Genomic DNA, 24,537 nt, shown 5'->3' on the forward strand with positions numbered 1-24,537 from the left:
GCCTCGTGCGAAATGGACTATGTTGCACTGCCGCATGCATTGACTGCGCGGAAGAGGCCTAATTGGATCGATCCAATTTGATGCCACTGCATGCGTCTTTTTTCCACCGCAAGGCTTGCCACGTGACGCCAGCCAAGCCGACACCCGAGATGACTGCGGACGATGGTACGCCGGGCGCGCGGCGCGGCGCGGTGACGCTACGCGATATCGCCAGCGCCATCGGTGTCTCGCGCGCGACGGTGTCGCTGGTGCTGCGCGGGAGCCCGCTTGTGCATGCAAGCACGCGCGCGCGCGTGGAGGCCGAGTTGGATCGGCAGAATTACGTCTACAACCGCGCCGCGGCGAATTTGCGCCAACGCACCTCGTCCAGCGTCGCGCTGGTCATCAACGATTTGTCCAACCCGTTTTTTGCCGAGTTCGCCGCCGGTGTGGACGAGGCACTGGGCGCAGCCGGCTATGTCACCTTGCTCGGCAGCACCGGCGAATCGACGCAGCGTCAACAGGCAGTGCTGACCTCGCTGATGGAGCACACGCCGGCGGGCATCATCCTGTCGCCGGCCGAAGGCAGCCAGGCGCAGGCGCTGACCCAGGTGCTCGGCCGCCAACGCAACGTGGTGCTGTTCAATCGCGAGGTGGAGGGCGCGCAATGGGATCTGCTGGCGCTGGACAACGCACAAGGCGCGTTCGAGGCCTGCTCGCACCTGATTGCGCAAGGTCATCGGCGTATCGTGTTCTTCGGTGGGCATGCCGCATCCAGTTCCTGCCGGCAGCGTCGCGCCGGCTATGCGCGCGCGATGCAGGAGGCGGACCTGGAAACGCATTACGTCGAGTCGGCTCCAAATCGCCAGGACGCCGCACTGTGCGGGGCGCGCTTGCTGAGCACTGCGGCGCAGGCTGCGACTGCAGCGGTCTGCTACAACGACAGCGTTGCGCTCGGTTTGATGGCGGCCCTGGCCAGGCACGGCATCGTGCCCGGCCGCGACTTTGCGGTGACCGGCTTCGACGACATCGCCGAAGCGGCGCTGTTCACGCCTGCATTGACCACCCTGGCCGCAGACCCGCGTGCACGTGGCAGGCAGGCTGCGCAGCTGGTACTGCAACGCATCGGTAGCCCTGAGCTCGCCGCACAACAGCTGACCGCCGCAGTTGCCTTGAATATTCGCGCGAGCAGCGCCTGCGGACCGACAGCGCGAATGTCATCACCTCCCCAAAGCGGTCCATCCGCCCATTCCCCCACCAAGGCCTCCGGCCGCTGACCAGGCAATCCCTATGGTTTCCCTTTCCACGCAATCCTCCGTGCCCAGCGGCAACAAGGCGCCCGTCAACAACGGCGTCGCGTTGTCGGTGGTCACCACGATCTTTTTCATGTGGGGCTTTCTGACCTGCCTCAACGACATCCTGATCCCGCATCTGAAGGCGGTGTTCGAGCTCAACTTCGCGCAGGCGATGCTGGTGCAGTTCACCTTCTTCGGTGCGTACTTCCTGATGTCGCTGCCGGCCGGTTGGCTGGTGAATCGGTTGGGCTACAAGCAGGGCATCGTGGCCGGGTTGGCGGTGGCGGCGGTCGGCGCGCTGGGTTTCTGGCCGGCGGCGGAACTGCGCGTGTACAGCGCATTTCTCGGCGCATTGTTCGTGCTGGCCACCGGCATCACCATCCTGCAGGTGGCCGCCAATCCCTACGTCGCCTTGCTGGGGCCCGAGCGCAGCGCCTCCAGTCGCCTGACCCTGGCCCAGGCGTTGAATTCGCTCGGTACCGCGATCGCGCCGCTGTTGGGCGGCTGGTTGATCCTCTCCAACACGGTGATGAGCGGCGACCAGCTGAAGGCCCTGCCGGAAGCCGAGCAACTGGCTTATCGCGTGCAGGAAGCGCAGGCCGTGCAAGGCCCGTACATCGGGCTGGGTATCGTGCTGTTCTTGCTGGCGATTTTCGTGTTCTTGTTCCGCCTGCCGGCACTGACCGACGCCAGCGCACAGAAAGACGACAGCAAGCATTCCTTGCTCGATGCCTTGCAACACCCGCATGTGCGCTTCGGTGTGTTGGCGATCTTCTTCTATGTAGGCGCAGAAGTGGCCATCGGCAGCCTGATGGTCAATTACTTCTCGCTGCCGCAGATCGGTGGGTTCACCGAGCGTGAGGCAACCAAGTACGTGTCGGCCTACTGGACGCTGGCGATGATCGGCCGTTTCATCGGCTCGGCGCTGCTGGCCAAGTTGTCGCCGCGCGTGTTGTTGTCGGTGTTCGCGGCCATCAATGCGGTGTTGCTGGGCCTGACCATGGCTAGCGGCGGCATGTTGGCAGTATATGCGCTGGTGGCGATCGGCCTGTTCAATTCGATCATGTTCCCCACCATCTTCACCCTGGGTATCGAACGGCTCGGCCCGCTGACCGGGCGCGCCTCGAGCCTGCTGATCATGGCCATTGTCGGCGGTGCGATCGTGCCGTATCTGCAAGGGCTGCTGGCAGACAGCATCGGCCTGCATGAGTCGTTCGTGCTGCCGTTGCTGTGCTACCTGTACATCGTGTTCTACGGTATCTGGGGCTCGCGGTTGCGCGGCGCACTGGCGGAGGCACGCGCATGAGTGCGACCAAGCATCAGGTAGTGTGTTTCGGCGAAGCGCTGATCGACATGCTGGCGTTGCCGCAGGACGGCCCGGACCAGGCGCGTACCTTCGCGCAATATGCCGGCGGTGCGCCGGCCAATGTCGCCGTTGCGGTGGCGCGCCTGGGGGGCGCTGCGCATTTCGTCGGCATGCTCGGGCGCGACATGTTCGGCGATTTCCTGCTGCAAAGCCTGCAGCAGTCCGGCGTGGCGACCGATGGCATCGTGCGCACCGATCAGGCCAAGACTGCGTTGGCGTTCGTTGCGTTGGACGACGCGGGCGAACGCAGTTTCAGTTTCTACCGTCCACCGGCAGCGGACCTGTTGTTCCGTCCCGAGCACTTCGCCGCGGACGGGTTTACGCAGGCAGCGGTATTGCATGTGTGCTCCAACAGCATGACCGAGCCGGAGATTGCCCAGTGCACGCTCGACGGCATGCGCCGTGCGCGCGCCGATGGCGCCATCGTCAGCCTTGACCTCAACCTGCGCCCGATGCTGTGGCCGCAGGATGTCGATCCGGCGGCGTTGCTATGGGAGGCGCTGGCGTTGGCCGATGTGGTCAAACTTTCGCGCGAGGAACTTGAGTATCTGGCGGGAACGCTCGATGGCGATGCCAGCGCGGTCACGCAAAAGCTGTGGCAGGGCAAGGCCAGTTGTTTGCTGGTCACCGATGGCGGCGGGCCGGTGCATTGGCAGACACGCACCGATGCGGGCCAGGTGCCGGCGTTCCAGGTGCAGGTGCGCGATAGCACCGCCGCTGGCGATGCGTTCGTCGGCGGGCTGCTGTATCAGCTGGCAACGCGTGCTGCATCGCTGGAGCAGCTATGCGGCGATTCCGCGGCAATCAATGAGGTGATTCGGTTTGCTGCCGCGGTCGGCGCGCTGGCGGTGACGCGCAAGGGCGCGTTCGCGGCAATGCCGAGCATCGATGACGTCCATTCCTTGATCCAGGAACAATCATGAGCCGTTTGCCTGCAACACCCGCACCTGATTTCCGTTCGGCTGACGTCTTGCGCCAGCACATCGCCGACACCATGGCGTTCTACCATCCGCGCGCGATCGATCCGGCAGGTGGGTTTTTCCAGTATTTCCGCGATGACGGTTCGATCTACGATGCCGGGCATCGGCACCTGGTCAGCAGTACGCGCTTCGTTTTCAACTACGCAATGGCCTACCGTGAGTTCGGCGATGCTGCGTATCTGCAGGCGGTACGTCACGGGCTGGACTATCTGCGCAATGTGCATCGCAACCCGCAAACCGGCGGTTATGCGTGGACGCTGCGCGATGGCGTGGTCGAAGACGACATGAATCACTGCTACGGCGTGGCGTTCGTGTTGCTGGCGTATGCGTGTGGTTTGAAGGCCGGTGTCGATGAGGCACGCGCGTGGATGGACGAGACCTGGCAACTGCTGGAAAAGTACTTCTGGGACGCGGAGTTCGGGCTGTACCGCGACGAAGCCGACGCGCAGTTCAACTTCACCAGCTACCGCGGCCAGAACGCCAACATGCATATGTGCGAAGCGATGATCGCCGCGTACGAAGCCAGTGGCGAGCAGCGTTATCTCGATCGCGCACTGGTGCTCGCGGAGAACATGACCCGTCGCCAGGCAGCCAAAGCCGATGGGTTGGTGTGGGAGCATTACGATCTGCAGTGGAATATCGACTGGGATTACAACCGCGACAATCCCAAGCACCTGTTCCGCCCGTGGGGTTTTCAGCCCGGCCATCAGACCGAATGGGCCAAGCTGCTGATGCTGCTGGATCGCTATGCGCCGGCCGACTGGTTGCTGCCGACCGCGCAGCATCTGTTCGACGTGGCAGTGGAGCGCTCATGGGACACGCAGCGCGGTGGGCTGTATTACGGCTTCGACCCTGACGGCAATGTCTGCGACGACGACAAGTATTTCTGGGTGCAGGCCGAGTCGTTGGCCGCTGCTGCATTGCTGGCGCAGCGCAGCGGCGACGATCGCTACTGGCAGTGGTACGACAAGCTGTGGGCCTATTCGTGGGCGCACATGATCGACCATCAGTATGGCGCGTGGTATCGCATCCTGGATGCGGACAACCGCAAGTACAGCGATGAGAAAAGCCCGGCGGGTAAGACCGATTACCACACCATGGGCGCGTGCTACGAAGTCTTGAACGTGTTGCGTCCGGCTGCTTGATGCTGGCGTGATCCAGGCGCCGCCGCGCAATGCGGTGACGTTGCCGCGCAGGAGCGCACCCGGGCGCGATGAGGCTTTACCGATAAGACCCCCATCGCGCCCGGGTGCGCTCCTACGATATCTGCGGTCAGCAGATGCCCTTACTCCGGGTCGTAATCCAGATTCGATGCCAGCCAACGCTCGGCCAATGCCAGCGTGATGCTCTTGCGCTTTGCATAATCGGCCACCTGTTCCTTGCTTAGTCGCCCGACCACGAAGTATTGGCTCTTGGGATGGCTGAAGTAATAACCGGAGACCGCGGCAGTGGGCAGCATCGCAAAGCTTTCGGTCAGCGACATGTCAGCGTTGCGCTCGGCATCGAGCAGATCGAACAAGGTGCGTTTTTCGCTGTGTTCCGGGCAAGCCGGGTAGCCGGGAGCCGGGCGGATGCCGCGATAGCGCTCGGCGATCAAGGCTTCGTTGTCCAACGCTTCGTCCTCCACATAACCCCAGAAATCGGTGCGCACGCGTTGATGCAGCCGCTCGGCCAGCGCCTCTGCCAGACGGTCGGCCAACGCCTTGAGCAGGATGGAGTTGTAGTCGTCGTGCGCGGCTTCGAACCGGGCCACATGCGCATCGATACCGATGCCGGCAGTGACCGCGAACGCGCCGATCCAGTCCTGCTTGCCGCTGCTCTTGGGAGCGACGAAATCGGCCAGGCAGAAGTCGGGGCGGTCGATGGGCTTGTCGACTTGCTGGCGCAAGAAGTGCAGGGAATGGGGAATGGAGAATCGGGAATGGTCGAGTGTGCGGGCATCGCCTTGCAATTCCCGGTTCCCGATTCCCGATTCTGCCGGCTCCGTCAGGACGACAACATCGTCTCCAACGCTATTTGCCGGCCACAGCCCGAACACGGCCTTGGCCGTCAGCCACTTCTCTTCGACGATGCGCTTGAGCATGCGGCGTGCGTCGCGATACAGCTCGCTGGCCTGGGTGCCGACGATTTCGTCGCTGAGAATCGCCGGGAACTTGCCAGCCAGCTCCCATGCCTGGAAGAACGGCGTCCAGTCGATGAGTTCGATCAGCTCCTGCAACGGGTAGTCGTCAAAAACGTGGATGCCTGGCTGGCGTGGGGCCGGTGGAGTGTAGGTGTCCCAATCGCCGTCGAAGCGCTGCGCACGGGCTTTTTCGAGCGACACCAGGCGCTTGGCATCGCCGCGGTTACGGTGGCGTGCGCGGATTTCCGCGTAATCGGCATCGTTGGCGGCAACGAAGGCCTGGCGCAGGTCGCGCGAGATCAGCGACTGCGCCACGCCCACGGCACGCGAGGCGTCCTTCACCCACACGGTGGGCGCGGTGTAGTGCGGGTCGATCTTCAGCGCGGTGTGCGCGCGCGAGGTCGTTGCGCCGCCGATCAACAACGGAATGTCAAAGCCCTGCCGCTGCATCTCGCGCGCCACATGCGACATTTCTTCCAGAGATGGCGTGATGAGGCCGGACAGCCCGATCAGATCCGCGTTTTCTTCGCGAGCGCGATCCAGGATCACCTGCGCCGAGACCATCACGCCCAGATCCACCACATCGAAGTTGTTGCAGGCCAACACCACGCCGACGATGTTCTTGCCGATGTCGTGCACATCGCCTTTGACGGTGGCCATGATGATCTTGCCGTTGGACTTGCCGACATCGCCTGTGCGCAGTTTTTCCGCTTCGATGAAGGGCAGCAGATAGGCCACCGCCTTTTTCATCACGCGCGCGGACTTGACCACCTGCGGCAAAAACATCTTGCCGGCGCCGAACAGATCGCCCACCACGTTCATGCCGTCCATCAGCGGGCCTTCGATCACGTCCAGAGGGCGCGTGGAATGCTGGCGCGCTTCTTCGGTGTCGGTTTCCACGAATGCGTCGATGCCGTGCACCAGCGCATGCGCCAGGCGCGCGCGGACCGGCTTGTCGCGCCAGGCCAGGTCTTCGACTTTCGCCGCGCCCTTGGTGCCCTTGTAGCGCTCGGCGATTTCCAGCAGACGTTCGGTGCCGTCGCGGCGTCGGTTGAGGATCACGTCCTCCACGCGTTCGCGCAGTTCCGGATCCAGCTCGTCGTAGATCGGCATGCCGCCGGCGTTGACGATGCCCATGTCCATGCCGGCCTTGATCGCATGGAACAGGAACACCGAGTGGATTGCCTGGCGTACGGTTTCGTTGCCGCGGAAGGAGAACGAGACGTTGGAAACGCCGCCGGACACATGGCAGTGCGGCAGCGTGTCCTTGATGATGCGGGTGGCTTCGATGAAGTCCACCGCATAGTTGTCGTGCTCTTCGATGCCAGTGGCCACGGCAAAGATGTTCGGGTCGAAGATGATGTCTTCCGGCGGAAAGCCAACCTGCTCGGTCAGCAGCGTGTAGGCGCGCGTGCAGATCTCGACCTTGCGCGCGCAGGTGTCGGCCTGGCCCGCCTCGTCGAAGGCCATCACCACCGCGGCGGCGCCGTAGCGCAATACCTTGCGGGCGTGTTCGATGAACACTGCTTCGCCTTCCTTGAGCGAAATGGAGTTGACCACGCTCTTGCCTTGCAGGCATTTCAATCCCGCTTCGATGACGCTCCACTTGGACGAATCCACCATCACCGGAATGCGCGCGATATCTGGCTCGGACATGATCAGGTTGAGAAAGCGCGTCATCGCCTTCTCCGAATCGATCAGGCCTTCGTCCATGTTGACGTCGAGGATCTGCGCACCGCTGTCCACCTGCTGACGCGCGACCTCCACCGCTTCCTCGTAGCGCTCCTCCTTGATCAGCTTGCGGAACTGCGCGCTGCCGGTGACGTTGGTGCGCTCGCCGACGTTGACGAACAACAGGTCCGGCGTAATGACCAGCGGCTCAAGGCCGGACAGGCGGGTGTAGCGGGGAGTGCTCATGCAAGGCTCTGCTGGACGATGACGGCGCGATCGGTCGTGGTGAGGGGGTGTTCACGGCCCGGCCCTGGGGCGCGGTGCAATGCAGCCCTCATCCGGCGCTGCGCGCCACCTGCTCGCGCAGGCGGGAGCAGGTGCGCAAAGGGTGGATGAGGGTGAGCCTGACGCATCACGCCGCCAGCTCTTGTGCGCCAGGCAGTTGCCGCGGTGGCAGATCGGCGACCGCTTCGGCGATGGCGCGGATATGGTCCGGCGAGGTACCGCAACAGCCGCCGACCAGGTTGAGTAGGCCGGCCTGTGCGAATTCGCGTAGCGTGGACGCCATTTCTTCCGGCGTTTCGTCGTATTCGCCGAAGGCATTCGGCAAGCCGGCGTTCGGATGCGCGCTGACATACGCGTCGGCGATCTGCGCCAAGGTTTCCACGTGCGGGCGCAGATCCTTGGCGCCGAGCGCACAATTCAAGCCGATCGACAACGGCCTGCCGTGCGCGACCGATGCATAAAACGCTTCGGCAGTCTGTCCGGACAAGGTGCGCCCGGATGCGTCGGTGATGGTGCCGGAAACCATCACCGGCAAACGCCCGCCGCGTGCCTCGAAGACCTCTTCGATCGCATACAACGCGGCCTTGGCGTTGAGCGTGTCGAAGATGGTTTCCACCATCAGCGTATCCGCGCCGCCATCGATCAAGCCCTCGATGGCCTCGCGATAGGTTTCGCGCAGTGCATCGAAACTGGTGTTGCGGTAGCCGGGATCGTTGACATCGGGGCTGATGGAGGCGGTACGGCTGGTGGGGCCGAGCACGCCGATCACAAAGCGCGGTTTGTGCGGAGTCAACGCCTCGACTTCGTCGCAACAGGCGCGCGCGACTTGCGCGCCCGCCTTGTTCAACTCGTACACCAGATGTTCCAGGTGATAGTCGGCCTGGCTCACCGACGTGGCGTTGAAGGTATTGGTTTCCAGTAGATCGGCACCTGCATCCAGATAGGCGCGATGAATGCCGGCAATGATCTGCGGGCGGGTCAACAGCAGCAGATCGTTGTTGCCCTTCAGATCGTGGCCCTGCGGTACGTGTGCGTGGTCGCAACCGGGGCCGTGCACGTGCGCACTGTCGTAGCCCTCGGCAAAGCGGGTGCCGCGGTAATCGGGCTCCTGCAGATCGTGGCGCTGGATCATGGTGCCCATCGCGCCATCGATGATGAGGATGCGCTCGGCAAGCGCGGCGGTGAGCTTGGCTGCGCGCTCGGGACGTAGCCAGGGCAGGGCATGTGCGACGGGGGAGTGGAGTGCTGCAGGCGTCATGATGCGATGCTCCGTGAGACAGCGGCGCTGCGGTCGGCGATTCCCGAATCCCGATTCCCCATTCCCGGCTTCACAGCAATCAACGAGATCACTTCGAAATGGGGCGGGCGTTTTTCGCGTGTCACCGTCTCCAGGCTGGAGACGTCCAGCCCGGCTTTTTCAACGAACTTGCGCAGCTCCTTGGCAGCAAACCCCAGATTGACGTGGCCGTACGCATGCACCGCGGCGCGGTGTTCGTGCTTGGCCAGGCTGCACAGCAGCAGGCGGCCGCCCGGGCGCAGCACGCGCGCCGACTCGGCCACCGCCTGCGCCGGTTTGGCCGCGTAGGTCAGTGCGTGCATCAGCACCACCAGGTCGAAGCTGGCATCGGGGAATGGCAGCGCATGCATATCGCCTTCGCGCACTTCCACGTTGCGTAGTTTGCGCAGGCGCTCGCTGGCGGCCGCAACCACGCGCGCGCTGGTATCGATGCAGATATAGCGGGTGGCATGCGGTGCCACCAGTTCGGCCAGCACGCCGTCGCCGGACGCGATATCGAGCACGTCGCCGGTTTCCAGCAGGGGCAAGGCGGTGCGCGCCAGGGCCTCCCAGGTGCGTCCCGGCGAGTAATGCCGCTCCATGTCGCCGGCCACCGAATCGGCCCAGTTCTGGTCCGCGGCACGGTTGGCCAACACCGCGGCCACGCGCTCGGCATCCTGGCGCAACAACGGATCGTCGCTGCCGGTGCTCAGTGCCAGCCACAGCGCGCGCTGCGCCGGGTCCAGCGACACTTCGTCGAAGCGGTAATACGCCGATACCCCGGCGCGGCGGTCGCGGACCAGCCCGGCTTCCTTGAGTTTGGCCAGGTGCGTGGACACCCGCGGCTGCGCCAGCCGGGTGATGGCCGACAGCTCGGCCACGGTGAGTTCTTCCTGCTCCAGCAAGGCCAGCAGGCGGACTCGGGTGGCGTCGGCGAATACCTTCAAGCGGGCCGACCAGTCTTCCAGATCCATGAATATCTCTATATCGCGATATGGAGATATTTTCGGGCCGGCGGCAGGTGCGGTCAACTACATACGCATGCGAATGGTTGGCGCTACAATGGGGTCCAGCTCAGGCCTGAAGGGGTGCGACGTGGATTTCAGCTTTACCGAAGAACAATTGATGATCCAGGATGTGGCGCGCCGCATCGCGCAGGAAAAGATCGCGCCCAGCGCCGAGCAATTCGACCGTAGCGGCGAATTCCCGCTGGAAAATATCCGCCTGCTTGGCGAAAACGGTCTGATGGGCATCGAGGTGCCGGTCGAGTACGGCGGCGCCGGCATGGACCCGATCAGCTATGCGCTGGCGATGATCGAAATCGCCGCGGCCGATGGCGCGCACTCCACCATCGTCTCGGTCAACAACTCGCTGTTTTGCACCGGCATTCTCAAAAACGGCAGCGAAGCGCAGAAGCAGCTGTACGTGCGCGCGATCGCCGAGGGCACGCACATCGGTGCGTTCGCGCTGACCGAGCCGCAGTCCGGCTCGGATGCCTCGGCAATGCGCTGCCGCGCGGTCAAGCAGGCCGATGGCAGCTTCGTCATCAATGGCAAGAAGAGCTGGATTACCTCCGGCCCGGTGGCCAAGTACATCGTGTTGTTTGCGGTGACCGAGCCGGACAAGGGCTCGCGCGGCATCACCGCCTTCATGGTCGATACCGACCGCGCCGGTTTTCATCGCGGCAAGACCGAGCCCAAGCTCGGCATCCGTGCCTCGGCCACCTGCGAAATCGAGTTTGCCGATTACGTTGCGCAGCCCGACGAGGTGCTGGGCGTGGAAGGCGAGGGTTTCAAGACTGCGATGAGCGTTCTGGATGCCGGGCGCATCGGCATTGCCTCGCAAGCGGTCGGGATTGCACGCGCGGCGTATGAGGCCACGCTGGCCTACGTCAAGGAGCGCAAGGCATTTGGCGCGGCGATCGGCACGTTCCAGATGACCCAGGCCAAGATCGCCGACATGAAGTGCAAGCTGGATGCGGCGCTGCTGCTGACGTTGCGCGCGGCGTGGTTGAAGGGGCAGGGGCAAAAGTTCGGTACCGAAGCGGCCGTGGCCAAGCTCACCGCATCCGAGGCGGCGATGTGGATCACCCATCAGGCGGTGCAAATTCATGGCGGCATGGGGTATTCGAAAGAAATGCCGCTGGAGCGCTACTTTCGTGACGCCAAGATCACCGAAATCTACGAGGGCACCTCGGAAATCCAGCGCCTGGTGATCGCGCGCGGCGAGACCGGGCTGCGCTGAGGTCTTGGCGCGCCCCAGCGCTGCCGCTGCGCGCGGCACCGCTGGAGGGCTTTCCGCGATGCCAAGATCACCGAAATCGACGCGGGCGCCTCGGCAATCCAGCGCTTGGTGATCGCACGCGGCATGACAGGGTCGCGGCGAAGCCCGTCATTCCCTCAGCATTGCCGCAGCAACGCGGCAACGACGGAGTGCTCGCTGCAGTGCGTTGTGATCATCAAGGGCGGCTATGCCAAGGGTTGTCCTGCGTTGCATGCGCGGACCACAATCGACGCTTCTCCCGTGTCTGGTGCGCGCATGTCCCGGTCTTCGCACGCTGCTTCGCCCCGTGTTTCACGCTCCGGCTTAGCGCATACCCTGTGGTGCTGGGGGCTGCTGCTGTTCTGCACGACGGCAGGCGCGCAAACCTCGCCGCCTTCGATCGTGCCAACCGATCGTCTGCGCGAGTCCTGGTGGGCGCAGCGGCATGCGCAGGTGCTGGAGCAGGTCAAGCAGCACCCGGATACCAAATTGCTGCTGATCGGCGATTCGATCACTCAAAACTACGAGAAAGCCAAGGCGCCGGACGAAGACTTCCGACCGACCTGGCAAACCTTCTACGGCAGCCGCGGTGCGCTGAACCTGGGTTTCAGTGGCGACGGCACCGAAAACGTGCTGTGGCGGCTGGCCAATGGCGAAGTCGATGGGCTGCAGCCGAAGGTCGCGCTGGTGCTGATCGGCACCAATAACACTGGCCATCTCGGTCAAACCGCCGAGCAGACCCAACTCGGTATCGATGCGGTGGTCGCGGCGATCGAGCAGAAGCTGCCGCGCACGCACATCCTGCTGCTGAGCGTGTTGCCCAGCGATCTCTCCAGCGAAAAATCGCGGCGCGATGCGCAGATCAATCAGGGCCTGGCCGTGCGTTACGGCGACAACCCACGCGTGACCTATCTGGATGTGAGCTCGGTCTTCCAGCGCGACGGCATACTCCGCACCGATCTGTTTTACGACACCCGGTTCCGTCCGGCGGCCGGTGCCTTGCATCCGGACACGCGGGGGCAGCGCATGCTGGCCGAAGCGATCGAGCCCACGCTGGCGCGGCTGTTGGGCGAGCCACCGGTCAAGCCGGTGGCCGAACTCGGCCGTGACGCGGCGACCTCGCTGATGCCGGTCGACTGGCTGGAGCAGGATTCCTACGACTGGTACGCACGCCACCACGCAGCGCTGGCCGTCGCGCGCAGCCTGAAGCCGGAGGTGGTGATGATCGGCGACTCGATCACGCATTTCTGGTCTGGGCTGCCGCAGGCCACGCGCGTCAGTGGCCCCGAATCATGGCAATGGTTGTATGGCACGCGGCCGGTCCTGAATCTGGGATTCGGTTGGGACCGCACGCAAAATGTGCTGTGGCGCATCCGGCAGGGCGAACTCGATGGTCTGGACCCGCGCTGGGTGGTGCTGCATATCGGCACCAACAATCTCAGCGGCACCGCGCAATCGCGCGCCAGCACCCCGGCTGAAGCGGCGTTGGGTGTGCAGGCGGTGGTGAGCGAGGTGCGCCGTCGCCTGCCCAACAGCAAGCTGATCCTGATGGCGATCATGCCGCGTGGCCGCAACCCCGACGATGCACGGCGCGCGCCGATCGCCGAGACAAACCGGCTGCTGGTCGCGCGCTATGCCAAGGATCCGGCGGTGCAGTTGGTCGATATCGGCCCCAAGATGCTGCAGCCCGACGGCACGCTGCCCGAAGCGCTGATGCCCGATGGCACCCATCCCAGCGAGTCCGGCTACCGCATCTGGGCGCAGGCGCTGCGCGAGGCGGGCATTACCGCTGCGCCGTAACGGTAGCGGCACGCGAGCGCATTCATCGATAAGCGAGCGCAGCGGGTAAGGGTGATAGTGCGGCCGCCCGCGCGCTGCCGGGTCGCGCGGGCCGGCAGGCGCGCTTGGTTTTCAGGAGTGCGCGGGGCCACTTTCCGGCGTGGAGCGTGATGATGGCCAAGGGCTCAAGCGAGGCCATCTGCGCCCCGGGCAGTGAGCTGGTCTGCCGTTTTCCAACGCCGAAAGAGCGAGCCGGGGCCGGGCTGCCGGCAAGGGCGCGGCGATCGAGTGCAGCGCACTGCATTTTCGAACCCCAGAAACCAGAAGACCCCCGATTGCTCGGAGGTCTTTTTAAACTGGTGCCCAGAAGAGGACTCGAACCTCCACGAAGTTGCCCCCGCTAGCACCTGAAGCTAGTGCGTCTACCAATTCCGCCACCTGGGCAGGTGAGCCGCGAATTTTGCAGGCCCCCGGCCGGCTTGTCAATGGGTTCCATGCGGCAATCGTCGGCGGTCGCGCCGGCCTTGCTGCCCATCCCGCCGCGCCACGCAGTACCATGTAAGCAATGACAAAGAAAAAAACCCCAGATTCCGATCGGCCGAGTCGCCGCAAATCCACCGGCGCAGGCGATTCCAGCACTGCCGAACAGCAGAAGTTGCCGGGCTGGATGCCAGACTTCCTGGTCCGCGCCGCAGCCGGCGCATCGACCAAGTCCGCCAACAAGCGCGCTGCCGACAAAGCATCCAACCCCTCCAAAGCCTCGCCACAGCCGGCGTCCGCGCCGCCTGCGCCGCGCGCTCCGCATCCGCGCAAGAGTGGCCCGTCTGCGCCGCCGCCGGAACGCTTCCAGACCGCTGCACCTGCGACTGCCGAATTCAAGGATCCGCATGCCGAGCGCGAGGCTCTTCGGTATGCCGAGCCGATCGCCAGCCGCGAGGCGATCCTGCAATTGCTTGAAGCCTGCGACGGTCCGCAGACCGCCGAAGAAATTGCCGAGCAGCTCAATCTGAGCGACCGCATCGATGCGCTGGGCAAGCGCCTGGCCGCAATGGTGCGCGAAGCGCAACTGGTGCAGAACCGCCGCGGTGGCTACGCGCCGGTGCAGCAGACCAGCCTGATCGCCGGCGTGGTCATCGCCAACCCGGAGGGCTTCGGTTTCCTCAAGCCCGACGAGGGCGGCGACGACCTGTTCCTGCCGCCGTTCGAAATGCGCAAGGTCATGCATGGCGACCGCGCGCTCGCCAATGTCACCGGCATCGACCATCGCGGCCGTCGCGAAGGTGCCATTGCGCGCGTGCTCGAACGTGGCATGTCGCGCATGCTGGGGCGCTTTTTCTATGAGCACGGTGTGGCTTACGTCGACCCCGACGACAAGCGCATCCAGCGCAATGTGCAGATTGCCCCGGACGGTATCGGCGAGGCACGCGAAGGCCAATTGGTGGTCTGCGAACTGATCGCGCCGCCGGACGCGCGCCGCCCGGCGATCGGCAAGATCATCGCGGTACTGGGCGACAAGCTGACGCCGTCGCTGGTCGTCGAAATGGCCATCCACGGCCATGAATTGCCGCACGAATTTCCGCAGGAAGTGCTGGACGAAGCGGCGGCCGTGCCGTTGGTGGTCGAGCCGCAGATGATCGGCGGGCGCGTGGACCTGCGGCAGATGCCACTGGTCACCATCGATGGGGAAGACGCCAAGGATTTCGACGACGCGGTGTATTGCGAGCCCAATGCCGACGGCTTCCGTCTGGTGGTGGCAATCGCCGATGTGTCCAATTACGTCCGTCCCGGGACGCCGCTGGACGACGAAGCGCAAAAGCGCGCCACCTCGGTGTATTTCCCCGGCTTCGTGGTACCGATGCTGCCGGAAACGCTGTCCAACGGTATCTGCTCGCTGATGCCCAAGGTCGACCGCATGTGCTTCGTCTGCGACATGCAGGTGGGACGCGATGGTGAAGTGACCGGCTCGCGTTTTTACGAAGCGGTGATGAATTCGCACGCACGCCTGACCTATAACCAGGTCTGGAAGGCGGTGGGCGAAGACGATGCGGACACCAAGGCCTTCATCGGCCCGCTGCTGCCGCAGGTGCAGCGCCTGCATCAGCTGTATCACGTGCTGTCGAAGGCACGCACGCAGCGCGGGGCGATCGAGTTCGAAACCTCCGAAGTGCGCTTCGTGCTCGACAACACCGGCGAAGTCACCCAGGCCGGCATGCTGGTGCGCAACGATGCCCACAAGCTCATCGAAGAATGCATGATCGCCGCCAACGTCGAGGCGGCGCGCTACCTGCTGAGCGTGCATGTGCCTGCGCCTTACCGTGTGCATGAGCGCCCGCCGGAGAGCAAGTACGAAGACCTGCTGGAGTTCCTCAAGGAGTTCCAGTTGAGCTTGCCGGCATGGAGCAAGGTGCGCCCCGGCGACTACACCAAGTTGCTGAAGAAAGTGCGCGCGCGCCCGGATGCGGCGTTGCTGGAATCGGTGTTGCTGCGCAGCCAGAGCCTGGCGGTGTATTCGCCGGAAAACAACGGCCATTTCGGTCTGGCGTTGGAGGCATACGCGCATTTCACCTCGCCGATTCGGCGTTACCCGGATCTGCTGGTACACCGCGCAATCAAGCATGCGTTGACCGGCGCCAGCCCGCAGACATTCATCTATACCTCGCGTCAGATGGCGGCGCTGGCATTGCAATGCTCCGAGCGCGGACGGCGTGCCGATGAAGCCGAGCGCGAAGTGGACGAGCGCTACCGCGCCGCGTGGATGGAAAAGCACGTCGGCGGCCAGTTCGATGGCGTGATCAGCGGTGTGACGGGATTTGGTTTGTTCGTGGAGTTGACGCAGTCCAAGGTCAACGGCCTGGTGCACGTCACGCAGCTGCCGCAGGACTATTACCAGTTCGATCCGATTCGCAAGACGCTCAGCGGCGAGCGCCGTGGCCGCGAGTTCCGCCTCGGCGACCCGGTGCGCGTGCTGGTGCTCAAGGCCAGCATGGAAGAGCGCAAGATCGACTTCCGCCTGGCCGACGAAAATGGTGCAGCGCCCGAAGCGCCGCTGCCGCCACGCGAGAAGCCGACCAAGCGCAAGAAGAAGTCGTACTGAGTTGCAGGACGGCGCTGCGGGCGGCCGAACTGGCAGCCCGCCACGCGAGGTGGTGGTGACAAGCAGCCACTAAAATGAAGCGCGGGTCGTCGGGCGGGTGTAGACGAGGCTGATGAGCCGCGGCGCGCCAGCGGTTCACGGCGACTCCCACGATTGGCCGCATCCGCTTGGCCGTGATCGCAGTCGTGTTATTCGCTGTGAGAGAGGCAGGTGGGCTGTTGCAGGCGAGTGGGTCTGCAATGATGTCCATAACAGACTGACGCGGAGCGGGGCATGGACACTTCAAGCGAATATAGCGGTGGCTGCCATTGCGGGGCGGTGCGGTTTCATGTGCGTGGTGCGTTGGTGGATGCTTCGATCTGCCACTGCCGCATGTGTCAGAAGGCATTCGGCGCGTATTACGCGCCGTTGGTGTCTGTGCGAGGCACCGAGTTTCGCTGGACCCGTGGCGAGCCCAAGCGCTTTGCATCGTCGAATGTCGTGCAGCGCGGTTTTTGCGCCGAATGCGGCACGCCATTGACGTATGAGGCACCCGACGGCGTGGCAGTCGCGGCAGGTGCCTTCGACACGCCCGAGCAGTTGCCGCCGCATATCCAATATGGACTGGATCGCAAACTGCCCTTCGTCGATGGCCTGGCGCAGCTGCCTACGCGTCCACCCGAAGACGATGCCGCCGCGGAGGCTTTTTTGGCCAGCGTGGTGTCGCGACAACATCCCGATCACGACACTGCGCATTGGCCGGCGTGAGAAAAGGCTTTGGTTTGTTGTGCTGCTGATCGCGGCATGCGAGCAGCAATGGCGTCACCTCGCTCGCGGCCGTCACTGGCCGCGGCAACACGCGCCAGTGCGCCATCTGGCAGGCATCCATCGACACGATGGGGTGCGCGGCCGGCGTGCGGTCAATGCAGGCGTGCGCCATTGGCCCCGGGCGCTGCGCGTCCAGCACCAGTGCCATCGCCGCATCGCGTCGTTGGCATCGCCGGGCTCCACGCACCGGCCGTGACGTGACAGGCCGCAGGCCCTACCATTCCCCTTTACCTCTTCGTATGCCCGCAATGAGCAAGCAGAACCAGTGGATCGTCGGCGTCAATGCTGTCGCCTCGTCCGTCGAGAACGACGCCGACAACGTGCGCGAGGTGTTGATCGAGGCCGGCAGCAAGAATCCGCGCCTGACCGAGATCGAAGAACAGGCGCGCCGCAAGGGCATCGACGTCCGCCGGGTCAATACCCAGGCACTGGACGGTGTGGGTGGGCAGGTACGCCACCAGGGCGTGGCCGCACGCTATGCCGCCGCGCGGCTGTGGGCCGAGAACGAGCTGGAAGGGTTGGTCGAGGCCGCCGAAGGGCGCGCGCTTGTGCTGATCCTCGATGGCGTGCAGGACCCGCACAACCTTGGCGCATGCCTGCGCAGTGCGGCAGCGGCCGGGGTCACCGCAGTGGTGATTCCCAAGGACAAGTCGGCCACGGTGAACGCCACCGTGCGCAAGACCTCCGCCGGTGCGGCCGACCGCATTCCGGTGGTGGCGGTGACCAACCTGGCGCGCTGCCTGCGCGACCTGCAGAAGCAGGGTGTGTGGCTGTATGGCTTGGCCGGCGAAGCAGAGGCTTCGTTATACAGCGTGGATCTGCGCGGCAATGTCGGGCTGGTGCTGGGTGGCGAGGCCGATGGCCTGCGCCGTCTCACCCGCGAGCATTGCGACGGCCTGGTCAAGATCCCGATGCCCGGCGAAATCGAAAGCCTCAATGTGTCGGTCGCGACCGGTGTGACCCTGTTCGAGGCCGTGCGCCAGCGCCTGGGCACCTAACGGCCCGCATGCATCAGGCGCGAGCGCAGGCATGCCGGCCTGCGTAACCCACGCGCGTTACGCGATGCACAGCAGCGCCAACGCTTGATCGTTGCATTGCCGATGGGCATCTGCGCAATGTTCCGCGCAGATGCGGTTCGCGAGGCGTTGACTGGCGCACGCGCAGGGAGGTGCAGCAAGGCTTTCCAGGCATGCGCAGCCACCGTCGAACGCAGCGCGACGTTTTTGCCTACCATATCGCCAGCGAACGGCGCGTTGTGTGTGATGAACGATGGGGTGGGCGCCTGGCAAACAGGCGAGAGCAGTTGCGGCGTCCAGGCGTCAGCACGACGAAAACATAGACGGCAGCCGCGCTGGCTCGGTGTCGGCGCCTGCCTGCTGTTGGCACTGTGTTCGCTTGTTGCGGCTGCCTCACCGGCCGGCACGGCACGCTTGCGCGATTACGCCATCGATAGCTGGAGTTCGCGCAACGGGCTGCCGCACAACTCCTTGCGCGACATCGCCCAGACCCGCGACGGGTATCTGTGGTTCGCGACCTGGGAAGGGTTGGTGCGCTACAACGGGCTGGAATTCAGCGTGATCGACCGCAGCACGCGCCCGGGGCTGCCCGATAACGGCGTCGGCGCGCTGTATGTAGATCGCGATGGCGCGCTGTGGCTGAGCGATGCGCGCGGCAATCTGGTCCGGCATGGTGCCGACGGGCAATGGCGACAGTGGCAGCGGCAAGGGCAGTGGCCGCAGGCGTTGATCCATGCCATGACCATGGATGCCGAAGGCCGCATGTGGCTGTTGTTCGAAGGGCACGGGCTGGGCTGCCTGTGGCCGGATGGGCGCTTCGACTATTTCCCGCCGCACGATGACGCACCGCTGCAGAGCAGCTTTCCGCGCATGGTGGTCGATGCGCAGGGGCGCTTGTTGATCGGCACCTTCGATGGATTGATCTACCGCGAACCGGATGGGCGCATGCACCGCGCGCCGGCCGCATTCGGGTTTCCGCCGGGGTTGGCATGGCCGTATCGCGCAACGGACGGCACGGTGTGGGTGGTTGCGGGAGATCAGCTGTATCGCCTGCAGGGCGAGCGCGCCGAGCTGATGCATCGGGTGCCGGGGCAGGGTCACTTCACCGCGATGCTGCAGGATCGCAATGGCGACCTGTGGCTGGGCAGCGAAAACCAGGGGCTGCTGCGGATCGGGCCGTACGGCGTGGAGCATCTGCCGGCCGGTCGCAGCCTGCCGACCGGGCGCATCGTCAGTCTGCGCGAGGACGCCGAAGGCAGCATCTGGGTCGGCGCAAATGGCGGTCTGTTCCGGCTGCGCGAGACACTGTTCAGTCGCTACAGCCAGCGCGATGGATTAAGCGGCGACTACAGCCGCGCCATGTTGGAAGACCGCGACGGCAGCTTGTGGATCGCCGGAACCGCCGGCCTGGACCGGATGCTGCCGGACGGGCGCATCGTGGCGGTGCCGGTGGCCACACCATCGGGGCGACGCCTTTCGGTGCTCAGCCTGGCGCTGGACCGGCACGGCGATCTTTGGGTAGGCACCTATGCCGATGGTGTCTTCGTGTTGCGCGCCGGGCGCGTGCTGCGCCATTACGGCGAGGCCGAGGGCATTCCCGGCGGGCATATCCGCGCGATCGTGATCGACGACCACGAGACGGTATGGCTGGCAACCCAGCGTGGCGTGGTGCAGCTGGTGGATGGCAAGCGCACGCCGTTGGCGATCGACGGCTTGCCTGCCAGCGTGGTGACCGCATTGGCCAACGTCGATGGCGCGGTGTGGATCGGTTCGGTCGATGGTGCGGCAGTGCTACGCAACGGCAAGCTGCGCCAGTTGAATCTTGAGCAACTGGGCGGCGCGCGCAGCGTATTCGGTTTTCAGGCCATCGGCGATGCCATGTGGATCGCGACCGACCGCGGGTTGTATCGCGAGCGCAATGGCGTTCTCGCACGCGTGGGTCTGGAGCAGGGGATGCCGGTCGATACGGTGTTCCAGCTTGTCCAAGACCGGCTTGGCAATGCGTGGATCAGCAGCAATCGCGGCGTGCTGCGTACCGAATTCAAAACGCTCGATGCAGTTGCCGATGGGCGCGGCACGCTCGCGATCGAACGCTATGGCGAGATTGATGGCATGGGCAATGCACAGGCCAACGGCAGTTCCGGCCCCAGCCTGCTGCGGCGCGCCGACGGCACGGTGTGGGTGGTGACAGCTGGCGGGGTAAGCATGGTCGACCCCTCACGTCTGCAGCGCTTTCGCGAACGTCGCCCGCCGCCGGCAGTGATCGAGAACGCGCAGCAGGATGGCCGCCCGTTGGTGTGGCGCCAGCGCGCCCAACTGGCTGGCGGGCATCGCTTGAACGTGTCCTACGTCGGCATGAGCTTTCTGCTGCCGGAGCGAATCGAGTACCGCACCCGGCTGGAAGGCCTGGACAACACCTGGACCGAACGCGGCCGGCAGCGCAGCGTGGAATTCATCGGCCTGCCGCCGGGCCGATATCGTCTGCACGTGGCTGCGCGCCATCCGGGCGGGGCATGGAGCCCGCACGAAGCGGTGTGGGCGTTCGAGGTATTGCCGCTGTGGTGGCAACGCCAGGATGTGCGCTTTGCCGCGGCGCTGGGGGCGCTCTTGCTGCTGGCCCTGCTGTATCGGGTGTTGCTGCATCGCTACAAGACCCATAACGCGCGCCTGGCCGAGCTGGTGCGCAAGCGCACCGAAGACCTGCAACGGCAGGCGCAGCGCTTGCTGCAGGCCAATCAGGAAAAGAGCGAGCTATTGACGCGTTTGCGCATCAAGTCCGATGTGTTCGAGCGCCAGGCGCACGAAGATGCATTGACCGGGCTACCCAACCGTCGCCATTTCGACGAAGCGCTGGCGCGCGATATCAGCCGTGCACGGCGCAGTGGGCGGCCGCTGGTGCTGGCGATTCTGGATATCGATCACTTCAAGCGCATCAACGACCATTATTCGCACGCCAGCGGCGATGCGGTCCTGCACGAGGTGGGAGTGCTCCTGACGGCGGCCGCGCGCGCCTCGGATCTGCCGGCACGCCTGGGCGGCGAAGAATTCGCGCTGCTATTGGCCGACACCACGCTGGACGAGGCACAGGCGCTTTGCCTGCGCATCCGCGCGCTCTTCCACGCCCGTCACAACTGGGCCAGCGTCGAGGGCTTGCAGGTGACCTTCAGCGCCGGTGTTGCCGCGCTGCGCGACGACGACACCGGCTCGTCGCTGATGCAGCGCGCCGATCACGCCTTGTACGAGGCCAAGAGCGCCGGCCGCGATCGGATCTGTGTGGGTTAGACGCCGGGATTCGGGAATCGGGATTTGGGATTGGCAACGGCAGTGCAGGCGTTCCTTCTCCTGCACGAGAAGGTGCTCAAAAGGGCGGATGAGGGTACGGCAGCAAGCAGCAGTGCTGCGTCGTGATCAAACGGTTGCGGCTCGTGCTTGGTAAACGTACGCGATTGGCCGCTTCAATCCAGAAACCACGACGCTTTTGCCAATCCCGAATGCCCAATCACGAATCCCGTCCTCACACCGGCCCGGGCCAGGCGTTGGCGATCTTGCAGAACAGGCGTGCGGTCTGTTCGGTGTCGTAGACCGCGCTGTGGGCGTCGGCGGCATTCCAGTCCAGTCCTGCGGCCTGGGCGGCGCGTGCCAGCACGGTCTGGCCATAGGCCACGCCAGCCAACGTCACCGTGTCGAACACGCTGAACGGATGAAACGGGTTGCGTTTGTGGCCCACGCGCGCCACGGCGGCGTTGAGAAAATTCAGATCGAAATGGGCGTTGTGGCCGACCAGGATTGCGCGCTGGCAGCCGTATTTCTTCACTGCTGCGCGCACCGGCGCGAACACATGGTCCAGCGCGTCCTTTTCCTGTTTCGCGAAGCGGAACGGGTGGTCGAGCACGATACCGGTGATTTCCAGCGACTTCGGGTCTATCTCCAGCCCGGGCGCCGGCACCAGGTGCGCGCTGGCGGTCTCGCCGGGAAAGAAGCGTCCGTCGGTATCCATCTCGATCGGCACGCAGGCGATCTCCAGCAGTGCATGCTTGTTCCAGTCGAACCCGCCGGTTTCTACGTCCACCACCACGGGCAGATAGCCACGAAAGCGGCGCGACATCGGCAAAAAAGAGGGGGCAGGCTGTGCATCGACCGGTTCGTTCATCCGCATAGCCTAGCAGGTCGCACGCCGTGCTCTGCCCCGGCTGCAGGCTGGCACGCTCACACCGGCGGCAGCGACGCCGCGACGATTCGGTGCACGGCCACTCGAGTGGCGTCGGCGTGCATTGCCGGCCCACCGTCTACGCGCGTCTTCCCCGAACCGGGCGACTGCAGACCACACAGCGACAGTCGCCATACACCGAAATGAAAAGGCCCGATCCGCGTTGCCACGGACCGGGCCTCCCTAACGACACGGTGAGCGAGCCCTTAGCGACCCGCGACGACGCTGGTAATCAGCCCGGTGGCCACTGCGATCAGCACGTAGGTGTTATCCACGCGACGCCATTCGTGCCCGCGCGGCGGCGGCTTGAGATGGTGCTTGTGGTAGTCGGCAACGCGGCTACCACGATGGTCCGGTGCCAGCCGCTCGCCGCGGCGATACGGCGGGCCGCGGCGCTCGTTGCGATGATCCTCGTGATGCGCGTTGCGGCGATCGTCGCGCCTGTCGTCATGCCTGTCGTCGCGGTGATCGTCATGGCGGTCAGGACCATGGTCGTCGTGACGCTGCGCATTGCGGTCACGGTCGTGATCCAGCTCGTGCTGCTGCGGTGCTGCAAACGCTGCGCCAGAGGTCAGCAGCGTCAAGGCCATGAAGGATCCAACGAAACGTTTCATCAGCGGACTCCTGGGTCACAGGAAATGCCTGTGCAGCTGCACCGTAGAAGTTTCAAGCTGAATACGTAATGAGAAGGCCTTGCGGCGCCTCACGGCAACGCTGCCGCGGTCTAGATGACGCCGGTGCTGCTGGTGTCGTCGCGCTTCACCCGCGGAGGCAAGGGCTGCTCGCCATGCACCAGGAACCACACGTTCTCGGCGATGTTGGTGGCGTGGTCGCCAATGCGTTCCAGATTCTTTGCCATGAACAGCAGATGCGTACACGGAGTGATATTGCGCGGGTCTTCCATCATGTAGGTGAGCAGCTCGCGGAACAACGCGGTGTACTGCGCATCCAGGCGTGCATCTTCGTCGCGGACACGGATCGCCGCATCGGCATCTTTGTTGCGATACGCCTGTACGGCTTCGCGCACGGCATCGGCCGCCATCTGGCCAAGCGCGCGCAGGCCCACGGTCTGCGGCAGCGGCGGTGCGGAATTGAGCGCGATCGAGCGCTTGGCCACGTTGGCCGCGTAATCGCCGATACGTTCGATATCGGCCGGAATCCGCAGGCCTGCAAGAATTTCACGCAGATCGCGCGCCATCGGGCCGCGCAATGCAAGCCGCATCACGTCGTGGCTGATCGCATGCTCCAGTGCGTCGATCGCCTCGTCGTTGACCACGATGCGGTGCGCGGCGTTGTCATCGCGACGCTCCACCACATCCAGTGCGGCTTCCAGCTGCGCCACCGCCGTCTCGCCCATGCGCACGATCTCGGCGACAAGACGGTGCTGCTCCTCGTCGTAGCTTTTGACGATATGGTCGTTGAGGTGCTGGTTCATCGTGGTCTCGATTCGTGGCAGTGGTGGATGTCCGCCGTAACCTTGGCGACATGGCACATGATGCAAATGTCGTGCCGGGCGGTGCGGCGGAACTGCGTCAATGCGGCGTTGCGCTGGCGCGCCTTACATCAACCGAAGCGGCCGGTGATGTAGTCCTCGGTCTGTTGCTTGGATGGCTGCGAAAAAATGGTTTCGGTGCGGTCATGCTCGATCAGGTCGCCCAGGTACATGAAGGCGGTATAGTCGGACACGCGCGCGGCCTGCTGCATGTTGTGGGTGACGATCACGATGGTGTAGTCCCGCTTGAGCTCTTCCACCAACTGTTCGATGCGGCTGGTGGAAATCGGGTCCAGCGCGGACGTCGGTTCGTCCAGCAACAACACATCCGGGCGCAGCGCCACCGCACGTGCGATGCACAGGCGCTGCTGCTGGCCACCGGAAAGCCCCAGTGCGCTCTGCCCCAGCTTGTCCTTCACCTCGTCCCACAGCGCGCCCTGGCGCAAGGCCTGCTCGACGCGGTTCTGCATGTCGGCCTTGGACAGCTTTTCGTGGTGGCGGATGCCGTAGGCCACGTTTTCGAAGATGGTCATCGGAAACGGCACCGGCTTCTGGAACACCATGCCCACCTTGCTGCGCAGGCGGTTCATCGGGTACTTCGGCGACAGGATGTTTTCGTTGTCCAGCAACACCTCGCCGCGCGCTTCCATCTTCGGATACAGCGCATAGATGCGGTTGAAGATGCGCAGCAAGGTCGACTTGCCGCAGCCGGAGGGACCGATCAACGCGGTGACGCGCTTTTCGGGAATCTCGATGTTGATGCTCTTGAGCGCGTGGTACTTGTCGTAATAGAAATCCAGATTGCGTGCGGCCACCTTCACCGGCTCCTGCGCCGTCGGCGCCCCCGTGGCGGCCGGAACAGCGATGCGATGCATCGGCTTGGCGTTTTGGAGATCGTTCATGTCG

Annotated in this window: 17 protein-coding genes and 1 tRNA gene; 10 read left to right on the plus strand and 8 right to left on the minus strand. The window is 64.5% G+C overall.

Annotated elements, in window-relative coordinates:
* Positions 1–80 precede the first annotated feature (80 nt).
* The 4 genes from LN450_RS06460 to LN450_RS06475 are packed head-to-tail and all read left to right on the plus strand — an operon-like array spanning position 81 to position 4,765.
* Positions 81–1,256, plus strand: coding sequence for a LacI family DNA-binding transcriptional regulator (locus LN450_RS06460; protein WP_011346982.1), 1,176 nt, complete (start codon positions 81–83; stop codon positions 1,254–1,256).
* A 13-nt stretch (positions 1,257–1,269) separates the two neighbouring features.
* Positions 1,270–2,580, plus strand: a complete 1,311-nt coding sequence (gene fucP, locus LN450_RS06465) for an L-fucose:H+ symporter permease (protein ID WP_008576532.1) — start codon at positions 1,270–1,272, stop codon at positions 2,578–2,580.
* Complete coding sequence (locus LN450_RS06470; RefSeq protein WP_011346983.1) at positions 2,577–3,563, plus strand: carbohydrate kinase family protein; 987 nt, start codon at positions 2,577–2,579, stop codon at positions 3,561–3,563. The genes fucP and LN450_RS06470 overlap by 4 nt, the downstream gene beginning before the upstream one ends.
* Positions 3,560–4,765, plus strand: coding sequence for an AGE family epimerase/isomerase (locus LN450_RS06475; protein ID WP_011346984.1), 1,206 nt, complete (start codon positions 3,560–3,562; stop codon positions 4,763–4,765). The genes LN450_RS06470 and LN450_RS06475 overlap by 4 nt, the downstream gene beginning before the upstream one ends.
* A gap of 140 nt (positions 4,766–4,905) precedes the next feature.
* Here the strand turns inward: LN450_RS06475 and metH are convergent, their stop codons facing one another.
* The 3 genes from metH to LN450_RS06490 all read right to left on the minus strand — a co-directional run bounded on the left by metH (position 4,906) and on the right by LN450_RS06490 (position 9,948).
* Positions 4,906–7,659 (minus strand): methionine synthase, encoded by a 2,754-nt coding sequence (metH, locus tag LN450_RS06480; protein ID WP_011346985.1) that lies wholly within the window; start codon positions 7,657–7,659, stop codon positions 4,906–4,908.
* A gap of 166 nt (positions 7,660–7,825) precedes the next feature.
* Positions 7,826–8,956 (minus strand): homocysteine S-methyltransferase family protein, encoded by a 1,131-nt coding sequence (locus LN450_RS06485; RefSeq protein WP_011346986.1) that lies wholly within the window; start codon positions 8,954–8,956, stop codon positions 7,826–7,828.
* Positions 8,953–9,948, minus strand: coding sequence for an ArsR/SmtB family transcription factor (locus tag LN450_RS06490; protein WP_011346987.1), 996 nt, complete (start codon positions 9,946–9,948; stop codon positions 8,953–8,955). Before LN450_RS06490 ends, LN450_RS06485 begins: the two co-directional genes overlap by 4 nt.
* An 88-nt stretch (positions 9,949–10,036) precedes the next feature.
* On the opposite strand from LN450_RS06490, the gene LN450_RS06495 reads away from it, so the two are divergent.
* Together LN450_RS06495 and LN450_RS06500 are read left to right on the plus strand one after the other, a co-directional pair.
* Positions 10,037–11,218: an acyl-CoA dehydrogenase family protein gene (locus LN450_RS06495; protein WP_029819122.1), complete on the plus strand. Its 1,182-nt coding sequence runs from the start codon at positions 10,037–10,039 to the stop codon at positions 11,216–11,218.
* 294 nt (positions 11,219–11,512) lie between these two features.
* Positions 11,513–13,036: a platelet-activating factor acetylhydrolase IB subunit gene (locus LN450_RS06500; protein WP_170808587.1), complete on the plus strand. Its 1,524-nt coding sequence runs from the start codon at positions 11,513–11,515 to the stop codon at positions 13,034–13,036.
* 336 nt (positions 13,037–13,372) lie between these two features.
* Here the strand turns inward: LN450_RS06500 and LN450_RS06505 are convergent.
* A tRNA-Leu gene (locus LN450_RS06505) sits at positions 13,373–13,459 on the minus strand.
* 121 nt (positions 13,460–13,580) lie between these two features.
* On the opposite strand from LN450_RS06505, the gene rnr reads away from it, so the two are divergent.
* The 4 genes from rnr (at position 13,581) to LN450_RS06525 (ending at position 21,214) form a co-directional block, all read left to right on the plus strand.
* Positions 13,581–16,109: a ribonuclease R gene (gene rnr / locus LN450_RS06510; protein WP_011346990.1), complete on the plus strand. Its 2,529-nt coding sequence runs from the start codon at positions 13,581–13,583 to the stop codon at positions 16,107–16,109.
* Positions 16,110–16,382: 273 nt separating this feature from the next.
* Positions 16,383–16,856: a GFA family protein gene (locus tag LN450_RS06515; protein WP_011346991.1), complete on the plus strand. Its 474-nt coding sequence runs from the start codon at positions 16,383–16,385 to the stop codon at positions 16,854–16,856.
* 308 nt (positions 16,857–17,164) lie between these two features.
* Positions 17,165–17,914 carry a 23S rRNA (guanosine(2251)-2'-O)-methyltransferase RlmB gene (rlmB, locus tag LN450_RS06520; RefSeq protein WP_011346992.1) on the plus strand — a complete coding sequence of 250 codons (750 nt, stop codon included), beginning with the start codon at positions 17,165–17,167 and terminating at the stop codon, positions 17,912–17,914.
* Positions 17,915–18,178: 264 nt separating this feature from the next.
* Entirely contained in the window at positions 18,179–21,214 is a 3,036-nt protein-coding gene (locus LN450_RS06525; protein WP_031421999.1) for a ligand-binding sensor domain-containing diguanylate cyclase, read from the plus strand.
* 232 nt (positions 21,215–21,446) lie between these two features.
* On the opposite strand, the gene rnt is transcribed toward LN450_RS06525, so the two are convergent.
* The 4 genes from rnt to pstB form a co-directional block, all read right to left on the minus strand.
* Entirely contained in the window at positions 21,447–22,088 is a 642-nt protein-coding gene (gene rnt, locus LN450_RS06530) for a ribonuclease T (RefSeq protein WP_008572178.1), read from the minus strand.
* A gap of 257 nt (positions 22,089–22,345) precedes the next feature.
* On the minus strand, positions 22,346–22,753 hold the full coding sequence (locus LN450_RS06535; protein ID WP_011346994.1) for an RcnB family protein: 408 nt from the start codon (positions 22,751–22,753) through the stop codon (positions 22,346–22,348).
* A gap of 110 nt (positions 22,754–22,863) precedes the next feature.
* A complete protein-coding gene (gene phoU, locus LN450_RS06540; RefSeq protein ID WP_008572166.1) occupies positions 22,864–23,574 on the minus strand; it encodes a phosphate signaling complex protein PhoU in 711 nt (236 codons plus the stop codon).
* 128 nt (positions 23,575–23,702) lie between these two features.
* Entirely contained in the window at positions 23,703–24,533 is an 831-nt protein-coding gene (gene pstB / locus LN450_RS06545; protein WP_011346995.1) for a phosphate ABC transporter ATP-binding protein PstB, read from the minus strand.
* Positions 24,534–24,537: the final 4 nt, after the last annotated feature.

It is taken from the genome of Xanthomonas euvesicatoria pv. euvesicatoria (assembly GCF_020880415.1).
Taxonomy (GTDB): Bacteria; Pseudomonadota; Gammaproteobacteria; order Xanthomonadales; family Xanthomonadaceae; genus Xanthomonas; species Xanthomonas euvesicatoria.

Bases quoted from the DNA above. Each gene is read 5' to 3' on its own strand.
- LN450_RS06475 (WP_011346984.1), top strand. From the start codon at position 3,560: ATGAGCCGTTTGCCTGCAACACCCGCACCTGATTTCCGTTCGGCTGAC.
- rnt (WP_008572178.1), bottom strand. From the start codon at position 22,088: ATGCGGATGAACGAACCGGTCGATGCACAGCCTGCCCCCTCTTTTTTG.
- LN450_RS06525 (WP_031421999.1), top strand. From the start codon at position 18,179: ATGAACGATGGGGTGGGCGCCTGGCAAACAGGCGAGAGCAGTTGCGGC.
- rnr (WP_011346990.1), top strand. From the start codon at position 13,581: ATGACAAAGAAAAAAACCCCAGATTCCGATCGGCCGAGTCGCCGCAAA.
- LN450_RS06535 (WP_011346994.1), bottom strand. From the start codon at position 22,753: ATGAAACGTTTCGTTGGATCCTTCATGGCCTTGACGCTGCTGACCTCT.
- LN450_RS06460 (WP_011346982.1), top strand. From the start codon at position 81: ATGCCACTGCATGCGTCTTTTTTCCACCGCAAGGCTTGCCACGTGACG.
- LN450_RS06490 (WP_011346987.1), bottom strand. From the start codon at position 9,948: ATGGATCTGGAAGACTGGTCGGCCCGCTTGAAGGTATTCGCCGACGCC.
- pstB (WP_011346995.1), bottom strand. From the start codon at position 24,533: ATGAACGATCTCCAAAACGCCAAGCCGATGCATCGCATCGCTGTTCCG.
- LN450_RS06485 (WP_011346986.1), bottom strand. From the start codon at position 8,956: ATGACGCCTGCAGCACTCCACTCCCCCGTCGCACATGCCCTGCCCTGG.
- LN450_RS06495 (WP_029819122.1), top strand. From the start codon at position 10,037: ATGGGGTCCAGCTCAGGCCTGAAGGGGTGCGACGTGGATTTCAGCTTT.
- LN450_RS06500 (WP_170808587.1), top strand. From the start codon at position 11,513: ATGTCCCGGTCTTCGCACGCTGCTTCGCCCCGTGTTTCACGCTCCGGC.
- LN450_RS06515 (WP_011346991.1), top strand. From the start codon at position 16,383: ATGGACACTTCAAGCGAATATAGCGGTGGCTGCCATTGCGGGGCGGTG.
- rlmB (WP_011346992.1), top strand. From the start codon at position 17,165: ATGAGCAAGCAGAACCAGTGGATCGTCGGCGTCAATGCTGTCGCCTCG.
- LN450_RS06470 (WP_011346983.1), top strand. From the start codon at position 2,577: ATGAGTGCGACCAAGCATCAGGTAGTGTGTTTCGGCGAAGCGCTGATC.
- phoU (WP_008572166.1), bottom strand. From the start codon at position 23,574: ATGAACCAGCACCTCAACGACCATATCGTCAAAAGCTACGACGAGGAG.
- metH (WP_011346985.1), bottom strand. From the start codon at position 7,659: ATGAGCACTCCCCGCTACACCCGCCTGTCCGGCCTTGAGCCGCTGGTC.
- fucP (WP_008576532.1), top strand. From the start codon at position 1,270: ATGGTTTCCCTTTCCACGCAATCCTCCGTGCCCAGCGGCAACAAGGCG.